Genomic DNA, 21,766 nt, shown 5'->3' on the forward strand with positions numbered 1-21,766 from the left:
TCCTTTCTCATGGCTCATTGTCATTCTGAACTGATGAATTGGGTTTCCGGCATGCCTTTGAGGTCACTTATGAATTGCTGCATCGCTGAGTTGAGGTACCGACTCGACTTATAGATGACACCAACAGGGTGACTGACCTCCAGCTCACTTAAGGGTATCATTCGCAATGTACCTTGACGCAACTCATGCGCAACCGATTGTTTGGAAATTACAGCTGCCCCGAGATCAATCTCGACCATCCGTTTCACTTCTTCGCTGCTCGACAACTCCATTACAATATTAGGTTCAATATTATGTTTCTTGAATATGGTTTCCGTAAACCGTCTCCCTACGGTATCAGGGGACAGCAGAATCAATGGGGTGCTCCGGAGCACATCCACTGCAGCATGTTTTTTCTTCGCCAGTGGATGGGAAGGCGATACCACGAGTTCAAATGTGTCATAGTACAGCACCGAAGTATTCAGGTTGGGATTACGCTCCGTGAGATAACCGATACCAATATCAACCAGACCATTTTCGACTTGGGTATAGATCTGTGATGACGGAAGGGATTGAATACTGGTTTTGATCAGCGGGAATTGATCCTGGAAATAGGATAACACCCTTGGCAGGATCTGAATAGCAATGGAAGTCGTTGTACCCAGCACGATCCGTCCCTGAGGCGTTTCATCGAGATCGGACAATTTTTGTTTCAGTTCATCGACGATGTCGAGCATGCGTTCGGCGTGCTCCAGAAATACCTGTCCACGATCTGTCAGGGTAACGGGTTGGTTACGATCTACAAGAACAGTGCTGAATTCGTCCTCCAGACTTTTGATCTGGGCCGAGACGGCAGGCTGAGTCAAGTTTAGAAGTTCACCCGCTTTGCGGAAGCTCATCGTTTTGGAAATGGTAATTAGTGTCTCCAGTTGGCTTATGTTCATAGGTGACCTCCTTGCAGGAAAAGTATCTTCGATATGTAGATGTGATGCGATGAACTCCCGTAACTGGTTATTGTTCCTTTATCTTAAATTATAGGTGATTCAGGACAGCAGAGCAATGAAGGTAATTGTCTGGAGTAAAAGTAGTTCAAGAGACTGTGAAAAAAATGCGAACACAAGAATTTGATTTTTTTAACAGTTGTGAGAAAGCAGTAATAAAGTCCTAAATAACTTTTGTCACGCACAATGATCGAAATCCGTTCTTCAAAAGAAGTGAAAAGCTCTGTTTATTCGCTAGAATCAGCTATAAACATTTGCCCCATGGATGACGATAAATTATAGTACACATGATTTAACGAATTCTTAATGAATTCTTGTACGTGATAAAGTATAATAAATTTAATGAATATGGGACTTTTGGTGTGTGACCAATAACCCAGTGTGAGGGGGACATAGACAGTGAAAGCGGAAGTGATTAATCCTTTCCTGGAATCGGCACGGAACGTATTCGAACAGCTCATCCAGGTTTCGCCTTCCACCGGGAGTCTTGGCGTGAAAAATGTAGAGTTCATTGCAGACCATGTCTGGATCGTGATTGGAATGACTGGACAACTTAGCGGAAACATTGTATTTGGAATCAATGAACAAGTTGCATTGAAAATTGTGTCTGCGATGATGGGTGGTTTTGTCATTACAGAAATGGATGAAATGAGCAAAAGCGCGATTTCTGAACTGGGTAACATGATCAGTGGTAATGCCAGTACTATCCTGTCGAACCAGGGTGTTGTAGTTGATATTACACCTCCACAAGTGATGAAGTCCGAACATCTGACTACATTCAGTGCAACGAAAGCATTAAGCATTCCTTTGCTGATGGACGGCATTGGTGAGATGGATATTCAGGTCATGATCTCGTAGAATAGAGCCATACGCCTCAAGAGGCAATATGTGTTCAATACGGGAGGACATCGGGTATGCTGAAAGATCAGGTAGTGTTTATCACAGGTGCATCGAGTGGTATCGGTGCGCTGTGTGCGCAGATGCTGATAGAAGAAGGAGCCATCCCAATTCTGGCTGCCCGTTCACGGGACAAGCTGGAAGAGATTGGTGCCTCGCTGAAAGGGCCGCATGAATTACTCACGCTTGATGTTACGGATAGTGAGCAGGTTCAGGCAGCTGTGGAGGCAATATTGCATAAATACGGACGAATCGATATCTTGTTGAACAACGCAGGTTATGGAAAATTCGCAGCGATGACAGAGATGTCTGTGCAGGAATTCGATGAGATGATGGACGTGAATTACATGGGCATTGTCCGCTGCACCAAAGCAGTGCTTCCGCAAATGCTGGAACGTGGCAAAGGCCAGATTGTAAACGTGGCCTCCATGGCAGGCAAAATCGGGACAGCCAAATCCGCTTCCTATACAGCTACCAAACATGCTGTACTCGGATTTAGTAATGCGCTGCGTCAAGAGCTTCGTAAGACCGGAGTCATGGTGACTACGATTAATCCAGGTCCGATTGATACACCATTTTTCCATCGGGCTGACCCATCTGGCAATTATGTGAATAATGTACGTTGGATGATGTTGAAACCGGAAGACGTTGCGGGTCATATGATTCGGGCGATGAAAAAGCGCAAGGAAGAAGTAAATCTACCGAGACTTGCTTCTGCTGGCATATGGCTGTATCAGCTATTCCCGCGTCTTGCAGATCGATTGTCGCACGGTGTCATGAATCAGAAGTAAATGTGATACGAGGCATCATATACGGATGAAAGAAAGGCTCCGCCGAGGGGCTTTTCTTTTTTTTGGCGTGTATACATACAATTCTGGAATAAGATTTGGTACGTGGGCTTTTTTCGCATATAATGAAAGGTAATGTGATGACAGGCTTCGGTTATATTAAGTGCAAGCAGGGCTAGCATCAAAATGAATAAACTAAAAGGATGGACATACATGACGAATCAAACATTTGCTTCAATTGGCGTGGAACAGGATCTGGAGGCCGTTTTGGCGAAACATGGCATTAACGAACCTTCACCTGTACAGGCTCAGACGATCCCGGTTATTTTGGAAGGCCGGGATGTTGTATCCAAATCCCAGACGGGAACAGGGAAAACCCTGGCATATCTGCTGCCAATGCTACAATCCATCAAAATGGATGTCAAAGGTACGCAGAAACTCGTTATTGCACCTACACAAGAACTGGCGATGCAGATTGTACGTGAGGCACAGCGCTACGGGGAAGAACGCAAGATCGGCGTATTGGGTCTGATTGGTGGCGCAGCAGCTAAACGTCAGATCGAAAAATTGCGTGAGCATCCACAATTGGTTGTGGGCACACCGGGACGACTGAAGGAATTAATTACACTAAAAAAATTGAAAATGCACAATGTTTCCACTATCGTCATTGATGAAGCGGATCAGGTATTCCAGCTTGGCGGTGTAAGTGACGTGAACTTTGTACTCAAGAGCGCATTGCGTGATCGTCAGCTGATCTTCCTGTCAGCAACAATTGATGAGCATACGGCTGGACTCGCGAAGCGTGAGATGAAAGAGCCTGTTCAGATCGGAATTGAGCCGGATCGAGCTACGGCTGCGGGCTTGGAGCATTATTACTTTGTGGAAGAAAACCGTAATAAAATTGACATGCTGCGTCGTCTGGTCAGACAGTACAATCCGGACCGGGCAATCGTATTTGTGAATGCAACTGAAGATATTGGTGAAGTGGAAGCCAAAATGAATCATCTGGGATTGTCCGCTGCTGCATTGTATGGGGATGCTGACAAAGTGACCCGCAGTAACGTATTGTCTGCCTTCCGTAACGGCAAACTGCAATTGCTGATCGCCAGCGAAGTTGCTGCCAGAGGACTGGATATCGAAGGACTTCCAATGGTTATTAACTATGACCCTGCCTTTGACTCGGAGCACTATGTTCACCGCGCAGGCCGTACAGGCCGCATGGGACGTTCCGGTATTGTACTGTCCATTGTGGATGAGACGCAGATCTTCATTATGCGCAAATTCGCGCGTGAACTCGGCATCGAGTTGCAGGAACGTGTACTCTTCGGCGGTAAAGTATTGGAAGCAGATCCGCGTCCGGACACGCGCCCGGAGGGGCATTCTTTCTCCAGAAAACCGGGACAAAACAGAGATCGAAAACCAGGTCAGGGCAGCCGCAATGGCGGTACCCGAGCTACCATCTCCAATTCGCGTCCAGGGGGTAGCAAACCAACTGGCAATACAGGCCGCACGGAGCGTGATCAGGATCGTAAGAACAAGGGAGCACCCAAGTGGAGTAAAGACAAAACGCCACGCTCCGAAGAATAGAATCTGACGAAAGGGGTGCAGGGATAGATGGAAAACGTTCAATCACCTGTTCTGCAAATCAGCGGACTAAGCGGAGGTTATAGTGCCAAACGACCGGTCCTTCACGGCATCGATCTGGAAGTCGGACGTGGGGAGATGGTCGGACTAATCGGCTTAAACGGTGCTGGCAAAAGTACAACGATGAAACATATTCTCGGCCTGATGACTCCTCAACAGGGCGAAGTGAGGGTAATGGGCAAGAAGCGTGACGAGGATGCACAGACCTACCAATCGGCCATGGCATTCGTGCCGGAATCACCAGAACTGTATGATGAGATGACGGTGATGGAACATCTGGAGTTTACGGCAAGAGCGTACAATGTGTCGGAAGCTGATTTCAAGCAACGGACGGAGAAACTGCTGGAACTGTTCCGTATGAATGAGAAAAGTACAAGTCTGTCGACTCACCTGTCCAAGGGGATGCGGCAAAAGGTCATGATCATGTGTGCTTTTGTGGCAGGACCGCCACTGTACATCATTGATGAGCCTTTCCTGGGGCTGGACCCGCTGGGTATCCGCTCTTTGCTTGATTTTATGCTCGAGATGAAAGCTTCGGGATCATCCATCCTGCTCAGTTCACACATCCTGTCCACGATTGAAAATTACTGTGACCGTTTTATCGTTCTGCACCGCGGGCAGGTTATTGCTCAAGGGACGCTGAATGAATTGCGCTCCCAATTTGGGGAATCGGATGCCACGCTGGAGCACATGTTCTATTCCCTCGTACAAGGCAGGGATTGAGCATGGATCTCAAGCTGCTATGGAAGCAAAGACGCACAGGATTCTGGAACGAAATCCTTCCTTATCTGGGATATGTAATCCAGAGCGGTGTAGCTATGGTCTTTTTATTTCTCGTCATTGCGTTCTCCGCCTGGTATACATCGTTTGTTCAGAACATTCCCGCCGAATTCCCGATTCGCTGGATTGCATTGTTACTGCTCGCGCCACTGGTGATGTTTAGCAGTTATCGTACATATCTGCTTCCGGCGGATATTGTATTTCTGCGACCTCAGGAATACCGGATGCAGGAATATTTGAAGAACAGCTTTGCCCGGGGCATCGTTTATAAAAGTCTGGGTTTGCTGCTTGTGTTTGTGACACTGTGGCCCCTGTATGTCAGAGCAGATCTGGATGCACGGCCGTTTGGCGGGTTCATCGTATTCCTGCTGCTGTGGAAAGGACTGTCCAGTTATGGAGCATGGCAAGAGCTAAGAATGGTTCAGGTCGGGGCAGCGAGAGGATATCGTCTCTTGCGATGGGCACTGGCTGTGCTGGCGGTTGGTGCATGGCTATGGCAGCCACCTCAGCGCAGCGTATGGTTCCTGCTGTTACTGGCTGTAGTATACATCGTCGCTTTGCGTGTACCAGTGAAACATCGGGTGGCGTGGGAGCGTCTGATTCAGGTGGAGCAGGGACAGGCTGGCAGGGTTATGCGCACGCTCGGCTGGTTCGTGGACGTACCTTCATCCGGACAGAAAGTAAGTTCGCGTCGTTGGCTTAGCAAATGGGGGAGCGGTCTCCCATGGAATGCGGGGAAAGCTTACCGTTATTTGATAACCAAAACGTTTATTCGAACCGAAGTGTTCTCCATCGTGTTACGCCTAGTTGTACTGGGCATGTTACTATCCTGGTGGACAGCAGGCAGCTACTTTGGTGTTGGTGTGTATCTGTTCTTCCTGTTGCTTGCAGGTGTTCAGCTTGGTGCGCTGCGTCGCAGTCATAGTGAATCGTTCTGGATTATGATCTATCCGATCTCGGGAGAGAGTCGTCGTTCTCAGGTGTTGGGATTCATATTCCATCTGCATGCGCTGGCTGCGTTGCTTATGTGGCTGCCTATGCTGGCTGCAGGGGCAAGTGGACTGACTGTCACAGGAGTAGCGCTTATTTTGGGCATACTGGTGATTGTGATCATGCGCCGTTCGCAAGGCAACAAGTGGTTGAAGGAAGAAGAAGACGAGTAAACGAGTGATTGAACTTGCGTAACTCTCTCCAGCCCGGATGGTCGTTCGAGTTGGACGGTGATCATTGTTATACAAACAACAAGAAGGGTATTCCGGGCTGTGTCCCGGAATACCCTTCTTCATGTTGCAATCAGATCACTTGGTACCCCGCGCATGTGTGTGCATTTAGTACTAACAGAGGAATGATTTCGTGATAATGACGAGCAAGATGAACAAAACGAGAATGGCACCTGTGTTAGTAAATCCTCCGTAACCGCCGCATCCATAACCGCCTCTTGTATCTTCAACTCCAGACATGGTCATTCCCCTTTCAAGTGGTTGTTTGGCACGCCCTTGCGTACATCGTATACTATGTGCGATGGGGGTGGGCTGATTGGGCCGATGCCCGGTAAAGCAGGATTTTGGAGGTTTTGGGCAGCTGTCCCGGTGAGGTGCGGGGTATCAGGCGTGTTGTGGAATACAAAAGAACCCTCTGTATAATCGGAGACATGTAACGTCGCCGGTAATACAAAGGGTTCTTATATCATTCAGGCTTCAAGTCTGTTTTAATTAAGTCGTCCGCAGATCCTGAACCCCACGATAGATGGTTTCATACAGATCTTCCAATCCGGCTTCTTCGATACAGGAGAAGGCGATCCGCAGATCCGATTCACCCAGCGCGATGGTACCCACACCATATTGGTGCAGCAAATGGCTTCGAAGTTCTTCAGCGCCAACTTCCTTCAGCTTCAGGCACATGAAGTAACCGGAGTTAAACGGATAATAGTCCCATGCATCTTCATACTTGCCACTATCGAGAATGGCCTTCACTTTGTTGGCGCGGCCTTTCATAATCTCGAACTTCTCCAGTTTCTGTGCTTCAAACTCCGGTGCTTTGAGCGCATCCAGTACAAAAGTCTGGGAAGGATGCGGGCCACTGGAGATCGTTGCCCGGATGATACCAAGAGTTTTCTGTTCCAAAGCGTGCAGAACAGCTGCATCTTCATGGGCATACGTAATGAAGCCAACGCGGAAGCCCCATACGAACTCTTCCTTCGTTGCACCATCCACTTTTACGGTCAATACACGTGGATGAATATTGGCAAGCTTGCCAAACAGGGATTCATGAATGGAATCTTCGAAGAACAGCCCGAAGTATGCATCATCTGTTACAGCAACCACGTTAACGCCTGCTTCAGCAGCCTGACGAATCGTGTTTACAATGGCATCTGCTTCTTCGGCTCCAGGCGTATAACCGGTAGGGTTATTCGGGAAGTTGAGCAGCACGATGGCTTTACCTTTGTCCTTTTGATCAAGCAACGCCTGAAGCAGACCGTCACTGTTAAAGTTCAACTGATCATCGAACAGGGGATAATGAACCAACTGGCCATGACGACGGATTCCGAAGGTCAGCTCGTAATTTTCCCAGTTTTTATCCGGATATATGACAGCGTCCCCTTCATCGGCGAACAGGTCGGCTACGATACTTAGTCCATGGGTTAATGCATTGGTTACAATCGGATTGCCGAACGTTTTGCCTTCCAGGGAAGGCGTTTCCTTCAGCATCTTGTCTCTCCAGACGGTCCGCAATTCTGGTTTGCCTGCAGGTGGAGCGTAAGGATACAGATCCTTTGGCTGGAATGCAGACAGCTTCTCCTGAATAACCTGAAGATGCATCGGCACACCGCCCTCCAGGGCGATACCAATTGTGGCATTATGGGTCTTGGCCAAGCTTGCTGCTTCAGCAGATTGACTCAAAATCCCCTCTTTAGGAAAATAAATTTCTTTGCCAAGCTGTGACAGCATGGAGTAGACGTGACTGCTGCCTGTCTGAATACTTTCGTTCAACTGTTCAGCCAGTGGATTCATTCTTTTCATCCTTCCAAGTCTTTGTGATTCAACTGCCTAACATTATATCACCTTGACATGCCCCCGTCACGGAAATTACGCAATATGACAGTTATATCGCTTTACCGCGTTGTTGCAGAGGGTTTTCAGGTAGGAATTAGCTGAATTTATCCTTGGCTGAATCCTCTGAAAATGAAATTTATTGCTGATGAAATGGACAATATTTCCGCATCATCTCAGCGGTTTCAGCATCTCGTCCCTCATTGCGCTGTTCCAACTGCCCACTGAGATGATCGAATCGTTCACTGGAGAGGTTTTGTCCAAATTTGAACTTGGCGCTGACCCGTTCTGGAATAATACGGACTACGGCTACAGCTTTGAGGTTGCCTATGTAACGCGAGTCAGTAGCATCAATGGGTACATATCCGCCTTGCGGCTGGAGTTTTTCCATAAATCGCTGCAGTACCTTGCCTTTTGTGTCCGGATCTTTAACCGGTTCAGCCTGACCGAAGGCCATAACACTCTTGAAGAATGAAGTCGCCGGACAAGCAAGCTCGGGATCACTGAAATAGGAGGGAATCAGGGAGAACTCTTCAGCTACCGTGAAACTAACCGAGGAATCCTGTTTGATCTGTTTCATCTTCTCTCCAGCCAGACTGCCGTGGAAGTAAAAGCAACCATCCATATAAACGAAATTCAGCGGTGTAACCCGTGGCTGTCCATCCGGGCTGACCGTTCCCAGAAACCCGAAGGAGCACTGATCCAGAAATGCCGTAATCTCTTGTTCTTCATCTACTGTGAATTCTTTCCGTCTCATGTGTATTCCCCCATCATTGAATGTATAATAGAACGCCATATCTTATGCATAACAATAGTTCATACATTGACAATGAAATAGATCCAATTTAGATTCACTTTAGTAGGCCAATTTGTCAGGATCACATAATGAAGACGAATGAAGAAGAGAGGTGCATGATGGAATTGTGGCTACCGATGGATACCTATGAACTTCAGCATCGATACAAGTATGAGGCATTGTACCATGCGTTACGTGATGCCATTCATGCAGGAACATTGGTGGGAGGCACGAGACTTCCTTCCACCCGTGAGTTGGCAAGACAATATGAGATGTCACGTGGTTCGGTAGCTCAGGTATACGACATGCTGCTTGCGGATGGTTATGTTCATGCACATCGGGGAAGAGGTACCTTTGTAACCGAAACATTATCCACTCATGAAAATGAGAAACAGGAAGCCATTCTCAGGCTGTCTCCCTGGGGCGAGCGGGTGCAGAGGTTGAACACGCAACATGATGTCCTGCGGACCCAGATGTCTTCACCGAACCCGTCTGTCATTAATTTTCAGATGCAGCGCATGCCTGCAGAACATTTCCCGCTGGGGGAGTGGAAGAGTGCACTCGCTGCGGTTCATCGCAGTGGTTGGCGAGAATCGAGCGGTGCAGCGGGGGATCCGGAGCTGCGGGAGGCCATCGCCTCCCATCTCAGATGGACACGCGGCATCCAGGCAGAAGCATCCCAGATTGTATTGTTCAGTGGTTCCATGCAAGGCATCACTCTCCTATCTCAATTGCTGATTACGGAGAATACAGCAGTTGTATTGGAGAATCCGGGTTATCCGGGTATTGCCCATGCCGTCAAGTCCTGTGGTGGGCATATCATCCCGGCAGAGGTGGATACTGCAGGCATTATACCTCAGCCTTGGGAGGCACAGACGTTATTTGTCACGCCTACCCGTCAGTTTCCAACAGGTGCCGTATTGGGATTGGACAGAAGACGAGCCTTGCTTGCGTGGGCCTCAAAGCGGAATGCGGTCATTATTGAAGATGATTATGACAGTGAATTCCGATGGGGCGGAAGACCAATTGAACCCCTCAAAGTGCTTGATCGTGAGCAGCGTGTCATCTATGTCGGTTCATTCTCACAAACGATGGTTGCTTCGTTCCGACTTGGTTATGCTGTACTGCCACCTGGTCTGGTGGAACCTCTGCTTGCAGCCAAAGCGCTGTATGAACCGGTACCTCCTGCGCTGTTGGAACAGCGCGCACTGGCCAAATTCATGACCAGAGGAGGTTACCTGAGGCACTTGCGGCGGTTAACCCGGTTATACGGGGAACGGCATGATTTTTTTGTCCGAGAGATGGAGTTACAGTTGCCGGAAGCATTCACCATGCAGATTGGTGATGCAGGACTGCATATCTATGCTACCTGGAATGGCGATGCAGACAGCTACCAGCGGTTTAAAACGCTCGCTCAGGCGGATGGCGTACTGTTTCGAGATGCAGAGCGATATTGGCTGACTTCAGCTCATCCGGCGGTCTGTTTTGGGTTTGCACATCTGGAGAAAGAAGAGATGACAGAGGGAATCCGGCGAATGCGGCTAGCCTGGGAGAAGTGCACATTTTCGTTTCGGTGAATTCCGCTGTATAATAGGATAAGACCATTTCGCTCCTATTGGAGCAGAGATCATATATGAGCAAGTTGTATTGAATGATGCTAGATGCTGAAATACATATGGCTTTGATTGAAGATGTGAGATTCAGATCAGAATGATGCCATATGCAGAGAGATTAACTATCAAGGGGGAGTGGCGACATGCTGCAGGCATCGCCGTCATCATTTGTTATTTTGCCCGCTGTCGCCAAAATTGTCTGTGAACCGGGCTGGAAGTGGCAGAAGCGGGAAAAACCGATGCAAAACTATGATTTATTTTATGTATGGAGTGGTGAAGGAACGCTTGTATTGAATGACCAGTCGTATGAGGTTGGCAAGGGTAGTTGTTTTCTATTCAGGCCGGGAGATCATCCTACTGCAACACATAATAAGCAAAAGCCGTTGGTACTTACGTATATTCATTTTGATGTGGACGTGCCTGTTACTGACGTTCCCCAGTCCTATCGCGAGGTACAGGAAACAGTGGAGTTTGAGCACTTACTGGCACGTTATGTAAGACTGTTCTTATCGGATGTGTACGGACGTGACGAAGAGAGTCGATTGATTCTGAAGCAATTGATGATTCATTTGCTGCGCGCCGATACGGAAGAACCTGTGGAGAAAAAGGTAAGCAACCAGTTGTCCGATGTCATCCAGGAGGTCGCCAATTATGTGCGTCAGCATCCGGGGATTACACATCGGGTGGAAGATCTGGCTGCCCGGGCTGGCTTGTCGCCCCGATATTTCTCGATCAAGTTCAAGGAACTGGTCGGATCATCGGTGCAATCTTATATTATCCGCATGCGTATTGAACGGGCAGAACATCTGCTGGTACATACCGGCATGAATGTGACCGAAGTGGCTGATGCCCTGGGGTACCGGGATATTTTTTTCTTCAGTCGTCAGTTCAAGCAGTATACAGGCAAAAGCCCGTCCGAGATTCGTTAACATTCGGATGGGAAGAACATGACAACGTTTCAAGTCTGGAACGCAAGGGTAAATATCTAGCATTCCAGATGACCAAAAGGGGGAACTTGTGATGAACGGAAAACGTCGGGTCCGCAACCGGGGATGCTCTACGAAGGGATGCAATATTTTCCGGAACCGTCTCCGCCGATTCAAACCGGCAGAGGACTTGCAGGATGTATGGTTTTGAGGAGAACTCAGCAGACCACTAACGACGAAGCGAAGCTTCGTATTGCATGTATACATGGATGAATATGAATGCATAAAGAGGATGGCGCAATACCTGGTTACAGGTGCTGCGCCATCCTCTTTATTTGCGTATGAGCCCTATTTCTTCGGTTTCAAACGACCCAGCAAAGCGCCCATTTTGACCGAATCGCCTGGCTGCAAGCCTGGTGTTGGTTCGAATGTACCGCTCTGTGTCAGTAGAACAACAGTGGAACCGAATTCAAAATAGGCCAGATCATCGCCTTGTGCCCAGCTACTTGTGTCTGCGTTAGCATATTGTATGCTACTCACGTTCATCGCACCTACTTTGACAACCGCCACTTCACCGTAATCGTGTGCGATATAGGTAATGAGTCGTTCGTTTCGACTAAGCACGGATTTCATATGGGTCAGCCCAAAGTCATTCACGGGATAAACTTTGCCCTTGATGTGCTCACTTTCTATTTTGCGGCCGCTAACAGGTGCATGAATGCGGTGATAGTCGCGAGGGCTGAGATAGAGAACGAACCCGTACCCGTGCTTGTACTTCTCCAGATGGGGAGAATGGTTTAATAATTCAGCAAGTGTATAATTTTGTCCCTTAACATTCAGGAGTGTCCCTGCAGATATTGGACCGGCTGCCGTAATCTTGGCATCTACCGGGCTGATCAGTGCATGCTCTGAAAGTTCCAACGGGCGCATGCCCGGCTTTAATTTGCGGGTAAAGAAGTCGTTCAGTGAACGGTACTCTTTCCAATCTTTCTCGGCCTCCTGAACAGGGATGTCGTAGGTCCGGACAAAATAAGGGATAAATGCCTTGCTTCCTCGGCTTTTGGAGAAGGCTCCCACAGTCCGGGAGATCCATTTGCGCGAAGAAAGCTCGGTCATTAATCGCAACAGCGTTTTTGCCATGAATATCCCCCTTAGGGTTAATGCGAACTTCAAGGCCGGCAAGACCGGCCGTTCTGCATAATATTGACACAGAATGCACACGAAATCAATATGATCTCCTATCGTATGTCTGCGGTTGTCTCGGAATTCTCGAATTCTGTTCCAGCAGCAGCCGTCCATAAGCCATGGGTTTGCTGTACGTTGACTTCCAGTGTTCCGACATTCCTGCCTTGCGAAAACCGTAACGCTGATCGCGTCCATTGCATTCAATGAAATAGATCTGGCCGCTGCGCGTTATCCCGAGATCAAGGCCCAGATCAGCCAGATGTGGCAGACTGGCCGCTAAGATCTGGGCAATTCGAAGAGCAACGAGTCCGATTCTGTGTTCCAGTCGAGCCAGATCGAAGCCAGATTCTCCTGATCCAAGGGCCTCCTCGAGCTTCATGACTTTACCACCCTGGGCGATGTTGGTGACAAACGTATGGGCAGGAGCTGCTTTGGCAAACATGCCTGTAATTCCCCAAAGACCATCGCTGCCACGTTGTACAGATACCCGCAGATCTACGGGTCTGCCCTCATAACGCAGCAGTGGGATACGCTCTTCAATAAGGTAGGCATGGCGAAAAATCCGCCTCAGGGTGGAGGAAGGAAGCTGTCCTTTGCTCAATCGGAAGGTTGCCCACCCTCTGCGTGCAGCCTTTGTCTCACAAGTCAGTTTCCACTGTCCATCTCGCTGAAAGACTCGCATTATGCCATGACCGATACTTCCACTGCACGGTTTGATGACGAGGTCATCATAATGTTCCATCATATAGGCCAGAGATTCTGGCGTAGCTTTAACGGCATGGGGCAGGTGTTCTCTTAAGATGAGATCCTGATGAAGCATGTCATGAATATGATCTTTACGGTACCGATTGCGAACGTTGAATACTTGGATACCCTGCAACATCAGCTTGGTGATCTGATGCTGTTCCGTCCGGCGAAGCTGAAGTGATCGGTTATGAATGACGGATGGCAACTTCATACGCTCGCGAACATATGAGCCTTCTTTCTTTACATAGGCAAGACATGTTTTTTGATCCGAATCAATATCTTCCAGCCGCAAAAAGCAGGGGGTTAATCCATAACTGGCCGCTGCCTGTTCATAATTCGCGAGTGATTCCTGACCGGTCCTTCCGGCCGGTATCCCCCGGTACATGCGTGAATCGAACATAATGCCGATCGTTTCTTGGAGCATGACCGTTCCTCCTTCGATGTTATCGCGACCATGGATCGTCCATTCATGGAATGCCGGCCTGTCACCGCATGGCTCAGACATCGCGACAACGCAGACCGGTGTGTACAATGCATCGCTATGCACGACCTAGACATCATATCCTATGACATGACTGGGACGGGGGCGTGGACAGCCGCCTTTCCTCTGCTGCCCTGACACGCCTATTTCCACGAAGATCATGGAACCTTCCTGTCCTAATGACTATACATTCGTGCTCTGGAATCCGTGAAAGTCATAAATGAAGTGGCAGATGCCCATATGGAAGCATATGATGCCGGAGACGAACGTTTGAGGAAGGAGCAAGCTGCATGAGTAAAAATGGCAAAAAGAAGGTCCCAACGCCGAAACTGCGGCATGTGAGCCCGAAATTCAAGGAATTGGAACTGACTGATCGCCGGGCAGACAAGATGAATTCAGGTTTCACTACGAATAGGGACGAACGCTTGAATACGAATAAAAGGGATTCGAAGGCTGTTCCGGCATCGGAAGAATTCCTATTGGAATCAACAGAACTACCTGCTTCAACGAACGAACTGGAAGAGCTGGAGAGCACAGCCAAAATCAAGCCGGAACCTGTAGAGTCTGATGGTAAGGAAGCGGAGACGCAAGATAGCTTGGAAAAGCAGATTCAGGTTAGCAGCGTGGCTCCGCCTGCTCTGGTAGAAGAGCAGGACATCAACAAGCAGGAGATCGCAAGCAGGGATCGACTGCAGATCCTGAACCAGAACCAGATGCCGGGTCACACCGGACATTACATCTACACGGATGACTTGAGTGAATTTGCTGTTACAGAGAGCAAACTGGCTCCTTTCTCCGTGGATGCCTCCAAGCTGAAACCGGATGCGGTCGGCAGTGAAGCGTTGCAGGATTATGCGGTGACCAGCATTCACATTGCAGACGGGGCCATTGTTTCCGCGAAACTTGCAGAAGCGTCTGTATCGGAAGAGCACCTGATTGACGGCTCTGTGTCTGGTCACAAAATACGAAATGCTTCCATCGCCGGTGAGAAAATTAGAGATGGCAGTATTACCTCTCAGAAGCTTGGCAACCAGGTCATCGATTCAAGCAAAATTGCCGATGGTTCCATCGGTACAAGGCATCTCAGCCGGATGCTGGTAACGGAAGAGTTAATCAAGAATCATGCCGTTACTGGAGACAAGATTGCGATTAGCGGCGTGGATACAAGGCACCTCACCGGAGGAGCTGTGCATACTTCCAAACTGGCTGACGATGCAGTGACTACCTCCAAAATTCGTGAAGCTGCTGTCACAGGCAGCAAAATCGATGAACTATCCATCGAATCTCACCATATTCAGGCAGGTGCTGTTAAACAGACACATCTGGCAGAAGGGGTTGTCGGTCGTTCACACCTGTCCAATGGCAGTATTGGAAGTGACCAGATTGAGGATGGGTCCATACAAACAAGACATTTGGCCGAGGGTTCACTAAGTGGAAGACATCTATTGGACGGTTCGATCGGTTCAAGCCAGATTCGCGCTCATGCCGTTGGCAAGGAGCAGATTGGCAATGGAGAAGTGGGCAGTGAGCATTTGACGGAAGGTGCAGTAACCAGCAGCAAGCTGGCAGACCAGTCTGTTGGAACAGCAAAATTGCTGGAGCAGTCCATTACAGCCTCCAAGATTGCTGATCAGAGTGTCATTTCTTCCAAAATTGCGGATGAAGCCGTACAGGGTAAACATCTTGCCAAAGGCTCCATTCGTGCGGAGCACATTGCAAATCGGGGAATCACGCCAGTACATGTGGATAATGCTGCAATTCACTCCATTCACATTGCAAGTGGAAGCATCGAGGCAACACATCTGTCTACCGGAAGTGTGTCCGGAGATGCACTCGCAGATAATGTGGTGTCTGAGCGGCATCTTGCAGAGTCCGCCGTAGGTACGTATGAACTGCAGGATGCTGCCGTTACAGATGTTAAGCTCGCAGATGAAAGTGTGACAGCAGAGAAGCTTGGAACGGCATCGGTGAGCAGCAGAGCGCTTGCCCCGGGAAGTGTCATATCCTCGCATCTTGCGAATGGTGGAGTCACGGGTACACATCTGGCTCCAGGGAGTGTGGGTTCCGAGGCCCTGAGACCTTATGCAGTGAAATCAGATCACCTGACAGAACATGCCGTAGGCACACCTCATCTTCAACCAGGCAGTGTTGAAACGGATGCTATTGCACGGGCCGCGGTCACAACAGACAAATTGGCTCCGGGTAGTATCACTTCAGCCCAGCTGGCTGGCGGGTCCATTTTTCCGCCTCATCTAACAGATCATGCGGTTACCTCCCCGAAGCTCTCACCAGAAAGTGTTGCCACAGATAAACTGGCGGATTCTGCTGTTACGTCAGCTAAACTGGCAGACGGGAGCGTGACTTCTTCCAAAATTATGGCAGAAAGTATTAACGCCAAACATATTCCAGCAGGAACGATTCGCGGGTATCACTTGAAGCAGCATGCTGTTTCCCTGGAACATTTGTCGGAAGAAATACGCTCACCGGAATTATTTGCTGATGGCAGTATTTCGGGCAACAAACTTCGGCACGGGTCTGTAAGCGCGGACCATTTGACAGCGGACTCGGTATCCGGGACAGAACTTCAACAGGCTGCTGTAGGTAGCGAGCACTTGCAACCATCCGTTGTACAATCCGTGCATCTGGCTGAAGGCAGTGTGAAATCCGAACACTTGGGAACGCAAGTAGTAAACTCACAGCATCTGAAGGCAGACATCATTCATGAGGAGCATATCGCTGAACAGGTGGTTACATCACATCACTTGGCACCTGGAGCTGTCGGAACAGATAATCTGGCCCCTTTATCCATTACTGCGGCTCATCTTCAGCCGGGGTTGATCAGTGGTTTGCATCTTCAGGCAGAGTCGACAAGTGCTGTTCACTTACAGCAAGGAGCCGTGCATTCCCGTCATATTCAGGATGGTGAAATTCTTCCTCATCATATCCATGAACGCAGCATCGGAACGTCTCATCTGGAAGAAGAAGCGGTAAGTACAATTATTTTGCAGGATGAATCCGTAACACGCTCCAAACTAGCGAGTGGTAGTGTTGATGGCAGCAAATTGGCCGCTGGGGCAGTATCAGCTACTCACATTGCCAACGAAAGTGTGCAAAGCCGTCATATCCAGGAAGGAGCGATCCTTGCTGATCATATTCAAGAGTACAGTATTGGCTCAATGCATCTGGATGAGGACTCCGTAAGTGCGGTTCATTTGCAAAATGGATCTGTAACGAGTGCCAAACTGGCGGACGGCAGTATAAATGGCAACAAGTTACTCGAAGGTACGGTCTCGGGGATTCATCTTGCATCCGAAAGCGTGCAATCCGAACATATTCAGGCAGACGCTATTCATGCTGACCATATTCAGGAGCGAAGCATAGGCACAATCCATCTGGAAGAGGAAGCAGTAAGTGCCATTCATCTGCAAAATGGGTCCGTCATCAGTGCCAAACTGGCAGACGGCAGTGTAACCGGCAGCAAGTTGCTTGAAGATGCGGTGTCGGGAATTCATATCGCGTCCGAAAGTGTGCAATCCCGCCATATCCAGGAAGGAGCAATCCTTGCTGACCATATTCAGGAGCACAGCATCGGCATGTTTCACTTGGAAGAGGAAGCGGTAAGTGCCATTCATCTGCAAAATGGATCCGTAACAAGTACCAAGTTGGCCGACGGCAGTGTAACCGGCAGCAAGTTGCTTGAAGGAGCGGTATCGGATATCCACTTGGCAGACGATAGTGTGCAATCCCGTCAGATTCAGGCAGGAGCCATTCATGCTGATCATATTCAGGAACGGAGTGTCGGCACAGCACATTTGGAAGAGGAAGCAGTAAGTGCAGTTCATCTGCAGAATGGATCTGTAACGAGTGCCAAACTGGCGGATAGCAGTATAACCGGCAGCAAGTTACTCGAAGGTACGGTATCCGGGATTCATATCGCATCGGAAAGTGTGCAATCCGGGCATATTCAGGCAGGAGCCATTCAAGCTGATCATATTCAGGAGCGAAGCATCGGCACAGCACATTTGGAAGAGGAAGCAGTAAGTGCAGTTCATCTGCAAAATGGGTCTGTCACAAGTGCCAAGCTGGCTGACGGTAGCATTAACGGCAGCAAATTGCTCGAAGACACTGTACTGGGGAGCCATATCGCATCTGAAAGTGTGCAAACTCGCCATATCCAGGCAGGAGCGATCCTTGCTGATCATATTCAGGAGCATAGTATTGGTACGTCCCATCTGGAAGAGGAAGCAATAAGTGAGGTTCATCTGCAAAATGGGTCCGTAACAGAGGCTAAACTGGCCGATGGTAGCGTGAGCAGCAGCAAACTGCTTGAAGACGCGGTGTCGGATGTGCATATTGCCAATGGAAGTGTGCAATCCCGTCATATCCAAGAGAGAGCCATACAGGCTGACCACATTCAGGAACGCAGCATTGGAATCTCCCACCTCAAAGCGGAATCGGTAAGTGCGATTCACCTGCACAATGGTTCCATAACAAGCGCCAAAATGGCGGACGGCAGTGTGAACGGTAATAAATTGCTTGAAGGTGCGGTATCGGCTATCCACATGGCAGATAAAAGTGTGCAGTCCCGGCATATTCAGGATGGAACGATTCATGCGGATCATATTCAAGAACGCAGTATTCGCACAACCCACCTGGAAGAGGAATCAGTAAGCGGGGTTCATCTGCAAAATGGGTCCGTCACAAGTGCCAAATTGGCCGATGGCAGCGTGAACGGCAGCAAACTGAGTGCGCAGAGTATTACCTCTAATCACTTGAATGCGGGGATTGTAGGTCCGGCGCATTTGAGCGAAGAGATATGGAATGCAATTCGTCAGTTCAGTGGAGAAACGTTGGAGCAACTGGCAGCGATCCGAAGACAAGAGGGATTAATTCAAACAGAAAATGAGGTTGTACAGCAATCAGGGCATACAATTGTCGAGGTATTACCGAGTGCTGGTCAGGAGCAACAGCAAGAGCTGATATCCCAAACAGATCAGATTGGCGGACCAGAGGCAGCTTTGTTCACGACAGAACAGGCAGATCAGGCTCAGCAACCGCAGCTTGAACAATCACAGGAGAACGCTGAAACAACGGAGTTTGTGTTAAGCGAACAATCGGTTACACAGGAGCATCTTGGTAATGATGCCGTAGGCAGCAGCCAGTTGCAATCGGGTGCAGTTCAGGCCAAACATCTGGCGTTCCAACCCGTTCGCAGCGTAAGCAAGCAACCGGTTGTACAGCAATTCGGCATGGAAGCTTTTGTCCTGCCAGAGAGTGAAGCAAGCACAGAGGTAACCGTTGTTTTTGAAGAGTCATTTGCTTCAGAACATTATGTGATTGTGGGTATGAGCAATGATCGGGGCTTCCAGATTTCCCTGCTCTCGCAAAGTGAGGATGAAGCAGTACTTGAGGTGTCGCGTACGGCAGATTGCAAGCACACGTACGGATTGTTATCATGGATTGCTGCGGGGCCTTCGCAAGAATAGTGCAGGTTGTTGCATGGGTAATACACAAATGACAAAAGCGGTGTCCAGAGTTGTCCGGGACACCGCTTTTGGTTGAACCAAGCTTATTCCGTTCGGACAGTGTGAGGGATGTCTGAACGTTTAATGCAATTAGGATGTGGGATGATTACATGATAAGTTCAATCACGGTAAAGTAAGATGTTACAGGCCTACAGCTTGATATGCTTTGGTAATCGCAGTAGCTTCAGCAGAATTCGCTCCGTACAGATCTTTGGCTGCTTGAATGGTAGCTGTTTTGGCAGCGGCAAATTTGGACGTTGGGGTCAGGTAGTTCACCAGTGTGCTGTAGAAAATCTGAATTGCTTTATCCCGACCGATTCCGGTAACGGTCACACCATTATGCGTTCCGCCTTGAGCAGCAAGGTAATAGGCTTTGTTGATGATACCACTATTGATATGAACACCGCCGTTGTCTTGTGTGCCTGTGTAACGATCGCTGTATTTGTCAGGTTGACCATACAAGGTAGGGTTAGAAAGGGAGCGCAGCGCATCTCCTGGAATGTTGGGTGTGTAGATATCATCACCGAGCAGCCAGTTTTTGCTCTGGATCGTATTGCCGAAAATATCGGCAAAGGCTTCGTTAAGTGCACCTGGTTCATTACGATATTCCAGATTGGCTGTATATTCAATGACACCATGCGTCAATTCATGACCGACAACATCCAGATCACCAGACAGGGATCGGAACGTCGTTCCGTCTCCGTCACCAAAGACAATCTGTGCGCCGTTCCAGAAGGCATTATTGTAATTGGAGCCGTAGTGCACGGTGGATCTGATCAACAATCCGTTACCGTTAATACCGTTACGATTGAATTTGTTTTTGTAAAAATCATACGTAGCAGCAGCATGGGCATGAGCATCTACACCTGCACGATCGGTCCATACATTATCCGAATCCGTGAGCAAGGTACCAGGCAGCGATGAGCCATTGTTCGCTGTGTACGTTTGGATGCCATTACCGCGAGTGGTGTCTTTCAGTTGGAAGGTACTGCCGGATTGAGTGGTTGTCAGGGTCTTGGTATCACCGAGTACACCTGTACCTGTTCCAGTGGCAAAGTTAATGAGGTCAAACTGGGATACGATACTGCCGTCCACTGCGTTGATGAAATATTTGGTCCGTAGAGGGGCAGGTTCAAGTACGTTTACTTCCGTAATGTAAACCAGATATGTCTGACCATCTTCTTCATGATGATAGATGTTCAATTCAGCTTGAGGTGTGATTTCCGCGGCACCAAGTTCTCCGATCCGTGAGGTTGCTTCTTCGGTTGCAATACGGATTGCGTCTTCTCCGCTGATCTCGGCTACACCATCATTCGGAATGGCCTGCTCTTCAATCGGTGGAAGATCGCCAAGTGCGGAGCTCACGGCTCCGGTCTTGTCCAGGTGGACCGTCTGTTCTGCGCCATATACCGGGATAGCTTTAATATATTGTTTCAGGCGGAAGTGTCTTACACCGGATGTATCTGTGTTTCTTTTGACAATTTTGAGCTGGGATTTCACATCGGAATTCAGGAATTGTTCCTGCTGTCCAAGGTAGTTGTAGATGGTGTCATCTGTTCCATTGTTCAATGGAATACCCTCCTCGGAGGCATAAGGGGCCTGAAGTGGAATGGATTGATCGGACAATGGAGCTGCAGCAGCAGAGGATACGGAAGCGAGCAAAAGAGCTCCTCCAAGAATTGTTGGCATAACTTTGGCGAATTTCATAGTAAACTCTCCCATTCATAAATTATTTTTGGTTGGAAAATGATCATGCCAATCTCGGTTGGAATTCCGTCTGCAACTTGGGCAGCGCGGAGCGTGGGGCTGAACCTGAAGCGTGGAATGAGACAAGAAACGATTGGAATAAAATCGGCTTGGGCTTTAGCTCGGGAAGTGTTAAACACGACACCAAACGAAAGGATAACCGTATATTCAGTTCAGCCCGAAGGTTTAATCGTCTATTGTGTTCCTCTTTCAGAAAGCCGGGGGTTGTCCAATTGCGCGGGTAGAAGATTTGTTCACGAAAAACTGGGGTGTTCAATCCGGGTTTGCGTAAATGACGAAGGCAGGTGTTATGAACGGCATCACCCCTCTCAAGAGTAAAATGAATCTGTTTAACAGGATCTGTGAATGAGGTCATAATTTAATCAACCTAAGGTCAATAAATGAATCCAGAAAGATGAATGGGAACTCATGTTCATCACTAGGTTATTTTTGTAAATAAAACTGCTTGGAACGTATATTATCACAGTGTAAAACTTTGGAAAAGATGCAATTTTAAAATTTTTCTAAAATTGTGTCTGAAGTAGGGGAGAGGTAGCGTTTTTCACATATTTTGACGTATTTTGTCTAAAATCAAGGCCTGTACCCTC

General features: G+C 48.6%; 15 protein-coding genes. 8 read left to right on the plus strand and 7 right to left on the minus strand.

All coding sequences use genetic code 11. The annotated features are described in order from the left end of the window. Positions 1–20: 20 nt before the first annotated feature. Positions 21–923 carry a LysR family transcriptional regulator gene (locus ACTHPG_RS21905; RefSeq protein WP_036605798.1) on the minus strand — a complete coding sequence of 301 codons (903 nt, stop codon included), beginning with the start codon at positions 921–923 and terminating at the stop codon, positions 21–23. 456 nt (positions 924–1,379) lie between these two features. Between ACTHPG_RS21905 and ACTHPG_RS21910 the strand changes: the two genes are divergently transcribed. The 5 genes from ACTHPG_RS21910 to ACTHPG_RS21930 all read left to right on the plus strand — a co-directional run bounded on the left by ACTHPG_RS21910 (position 1,380) and on the right by ACTHPG_RS21930 (position 6,252). Further along, positions 1,380–1,838, plus strand: coding sequence for a chemotaxis protein CheX (locus ACTHPG_RS21910; protein WP_062837913.1), 459 nt, complete (start codon positions 1,380–1,382; stop codon positions 1,836–1,838). Between the two features lie 56 nt (positions 1,839–1,894). Further along, a complete protein-coding gene (locus ACTHPG_RS21915) occupies positions 1,895–2,668 on the plus strand; it encodes an SDR family NAD(P)-dependent oxidoreductase (RefSeq protein ID WP_017692466.1) in 774 nt (257 codons plus the stop codon). 210 nt (positions 2,669–2,878) lie between these two features. Beyond that, on the plus strand, positions 2,879–4,252 hold the full coding sequence (locus ACTHPG_RS21920; RefSeq protein WP_440391515.1) for a DEAD/DEAH box helicase: 1,374 nt from the start codon (positions 2,879–2,881) through the stop codon (positions 4,250–4,252). 27 nt (positions 4,253–4,279) lie between these two features. Further along, positions 4,280–5,032 carry an ABC transporter ATP-binding protein gene (locus ACTHPG_RS21925; RefSeq protein ID WP_440391516.1) on the plus strand — a complete coding sequence of 251 codons (753 nt, stop codon included), beginning with the start codon at positions 4,280–4,282 and terminating at the stop codon, positions 5,030–5,032. 2 nt (positions 5,033–5,034) lie between these two features. Next, entirely contained in the window at positions 5,035–6,252 is a 1,218-nt protein-coding gene (locus tag ACTHPG_RS21930; RefSeq protein ID WP_440391517.1) for an ABC transporter permease, read from the plus strand. A gap of 171 nt (positions 6,253–6,423) precedes the next feature. Here ACTHPG_RS21930 and ACTHPG_RS21935 read toward each other — a convergent pair whose 3' ends face one another. The 3 genes from ACTHPG_RS21935 to ACTHPG_RS21945 form a co-directional block, all read right to left on the minus strand. Further along, positions 6,424–6,549 (minus strand): YjcZ family sporulation protein, encoded by a 126-nt coding sequence (locus ACTHPG_RS21935; RefSeq protein ID WP_206759599.1) that lies wholly within the window; start codon positions 6,547–6,549, stop codon positions 6,424–6,426. Positions 6,550–6,801: 252 nt separating this feature from the next. Beyond that, positions 6,802–8,100, minus strand: a complete 1,299-nt coding sequence (locus ACTHPG_RS21940) for an aminotransferase class I/II-fold pyridoxal phosphate-dependent enzyme (protein ID WP_440391518.1) — start codon at positions 8,098–8,100, stop codon at positions 6,802–6,804. 178 nt (positions 8,101–8,278) lie between these two features. Continuing rightward, on the minus strand, positions 8,279–8,896 hold the full coding sequence (locus ACTHPG_RS21945) for a pyridoxamine 5'-phosphate oxidase family protein (RefSeq protein WP_440391519.1): 618 nt from the start codon (positions 8,894–8,896) through the stop codon (positions 8,279–8,281). A 155-nt stretch (positions 8,897–9,051) separates the two neighbouring features. On the opposite strand from ACTHPG_RS21945, the gene pdxR reads away from it, so the two are divergent. Both pdxR and ACTHPG_RS21955 read left to right on the plus strand, forming a co-directional pair. Beyond that, positions 9,052–10,512 carry a MocR-like pyridoxine biosynthesis transcription factor PdxR gene (gene pdxR, locus ACTHPG_RS21950; protein ID WP_440391520.1) on the plus strand — a complete coding sequence of 487 codons (1,461 nt, stop codon included), beginning with the start codon at positions 9,052–9,054 and terminating at the stop codon, positions 10,510–10,512. A 179-nt stretch (positions 10,513–10,691) separates the two neighbouring features. Further along, the gene (locus ACTHPG_RS21955) at positions 10,692–11,477 is read left to right on the plus strand and encodes an AraC family transcriptional regulator (protein WP_278298407.1); all 786 of its coding nucleotides are present in this window, start codon (positions 10,692–10,694) and stop codon (positions 11,475–11,477) included. 345 nt (positions 11,478–11,822) lie between these two features. Here ACTHPG_RS21955 and asd read toward each other — a convergent pair whose 3' ends face one another. Continuing rightward, positions 11,823–12,614 (minus strand): archaetidylserine decarboxylase, encoded by a 792-nt coding sequence (asd, locus tag ACTHPG_RS21960; RefSeq protein ID WP_440391521.1) that lies wholly within the window; start codon positions 12,612–12,614, stop codon positions 11,823–11,825. A gap of 85 nt (positions 12,615–12,699) precedes the next feature. After that, entirely contained in the window at positions 12,700–13,830 is a 1,131-nt protein-coding gene (locus ACTHPG_RS21965; protein ID WP_440391522.1) for a YheC/YheD family endospore coat-associated protein, read from the minus strand. Positions 13,831–14,177: 347 nt separating this feature from the next. Here ACTHPG_RS21965 and ACTHPG_RS21970 point away from each other — a divergent pair, with 347 nt between their 5' ends. Next, a complete protein-coding gene (locus tag ACTHPG_RS21970; RefSeq protein ID WP_440391523.1) occupies positions 14,178–19,373 on the plus strand; it encodes a WIAG-tail domain in 5,196 nt (1,731 codons plus the stop codon). A 180-nt stretch (positions 19,374–19,553) separates the two neighbouring features. Here ACTHPG_RS21970 and ACTHPG_RS21975 read toward each other — a convergent pair whose 3' ends face one another. Next, positions 19,554–21,119, minus strand: coding sequence for a M4 family metallopeptidase (locus ACTHPG_RS21975; RefSeq protein WP_440391524.1), 1,566 nt, complete (start codon positions 21,117–21,119; stop codon positions 19,554–19,556). Positions 21,120–21,766: the final 647 nt, after the last annotated feature.

This window comes from Paenibacillus sp. SAF-068 (genome assembly GCF_051967555.1).
Classification (GTDB): Bacteria; Bacillota; Bacilli; order Paenibacillales; family Paenibacillaceae; genus Paenibacillus.

Excerpts from the sequence above, each read along its gene's own strand:
- ACTHPG_RS21975 (WP_440391524.1), bottom strand. The coding sequence starts at position 21,119 with ATGAAATTCGCCAAAGTTATGCCAACAATTCTTGGAGGAGCTCTTTTG.
- ACTHPG_RS21920 (WP_440391515.1), top strand. The coding sequence starts at position 2,879 with ATGACGAATCAAACATTTGCTTCAATTGGCGTGGAACAGGATCTGGAG.
- ACTHPG_RS21945 (WP_440391519.1), bottom strand. The coding sequence starts at position 8,896 with ATGAGACGGAAAGAATTCACAGTAGATGAAGAACAAGAGATTACGGCA.
- ACTHPG_RS21925 (WP_440391516.1), top strand. The coding sequence starts at position 4,280 with ATGGAAAACGTTCAATCACCTGTTCTGCAAATCAGCGGACTAAGCGGA.
- ACTHPG_RS21970 (WP_440391523.1), top strand. The coding sequence starts at position 14,178 with ATGAGTAAAAATGGCAAAAAGAAGGTCCCAACGCCGAAACTGCGGCAT.
- ACTHPG_RS21905 (WP_036605798.1), bottom strand. The coding sequence starts at position 923 with ATGAACATAAGCCAACTGGAGACACTAATTACCATTTCCAAAACGATG.
- ACTHPG_RS21940 (WP_440391518.1), bottom strand. The coding sequence starts at position 8,100 with ATGAATCCACTGGCTGAACAGTTGAACGAAAGTATTCAGACAGGCAGC.
- ACTHPG_RS21955 (WP_278298407.1), top strand. The coding sequence starts at position 10,692 with ATGCTGCAGGCATCGCCGTCATCATTTGTTATTTTGCCCGCTGTCGCC.
- ACTHPG_RS21965 (WP_440391522.1), bottom strand. The coding sequence starts at position 13,830 with ATGCTCCAAGAAACGATCGGCATTATGTTCGATTCACGCATGTACCGG.
- ACTHPG_RS21930 (WP_440391517.1), top strand. The coding sequence starts at position 5,035 with ATGGATCTCAAGCTGCTATGGAAGCAAAGACGCACAGGATTCTGGAAC.
- ACTHPG_RS21915 (WP_017692466.1), top strand. The coding sequence starts at position 1,895 with ATGCTGAAAGATCAGGTAGTGTTTATCACAGGTGCATCGAGTGGTATC.
- pdxR (WP_440391520.1), top strand. The coding sequence starts at position 9,052 with ATGATGGAATTGTGGCTACCGATGGATACCTATGAACTTCAGCATCGA.
- ACTHPG_RS21935 (WP_206759599.1), bottom strand. The coding sequence starts at position 6,549 with ATGTCTGGAGTTGAAGATACAAGAGGCGGTTATGGATGCGGCGGTTAC.
- asd (WP_440391521.1), bottom strand. The coding sequence starts at position 12,614 with ATGGCAAAAACGCTGTTGCGATTAATGACCGAGCTTTCTTCGCGCAAA.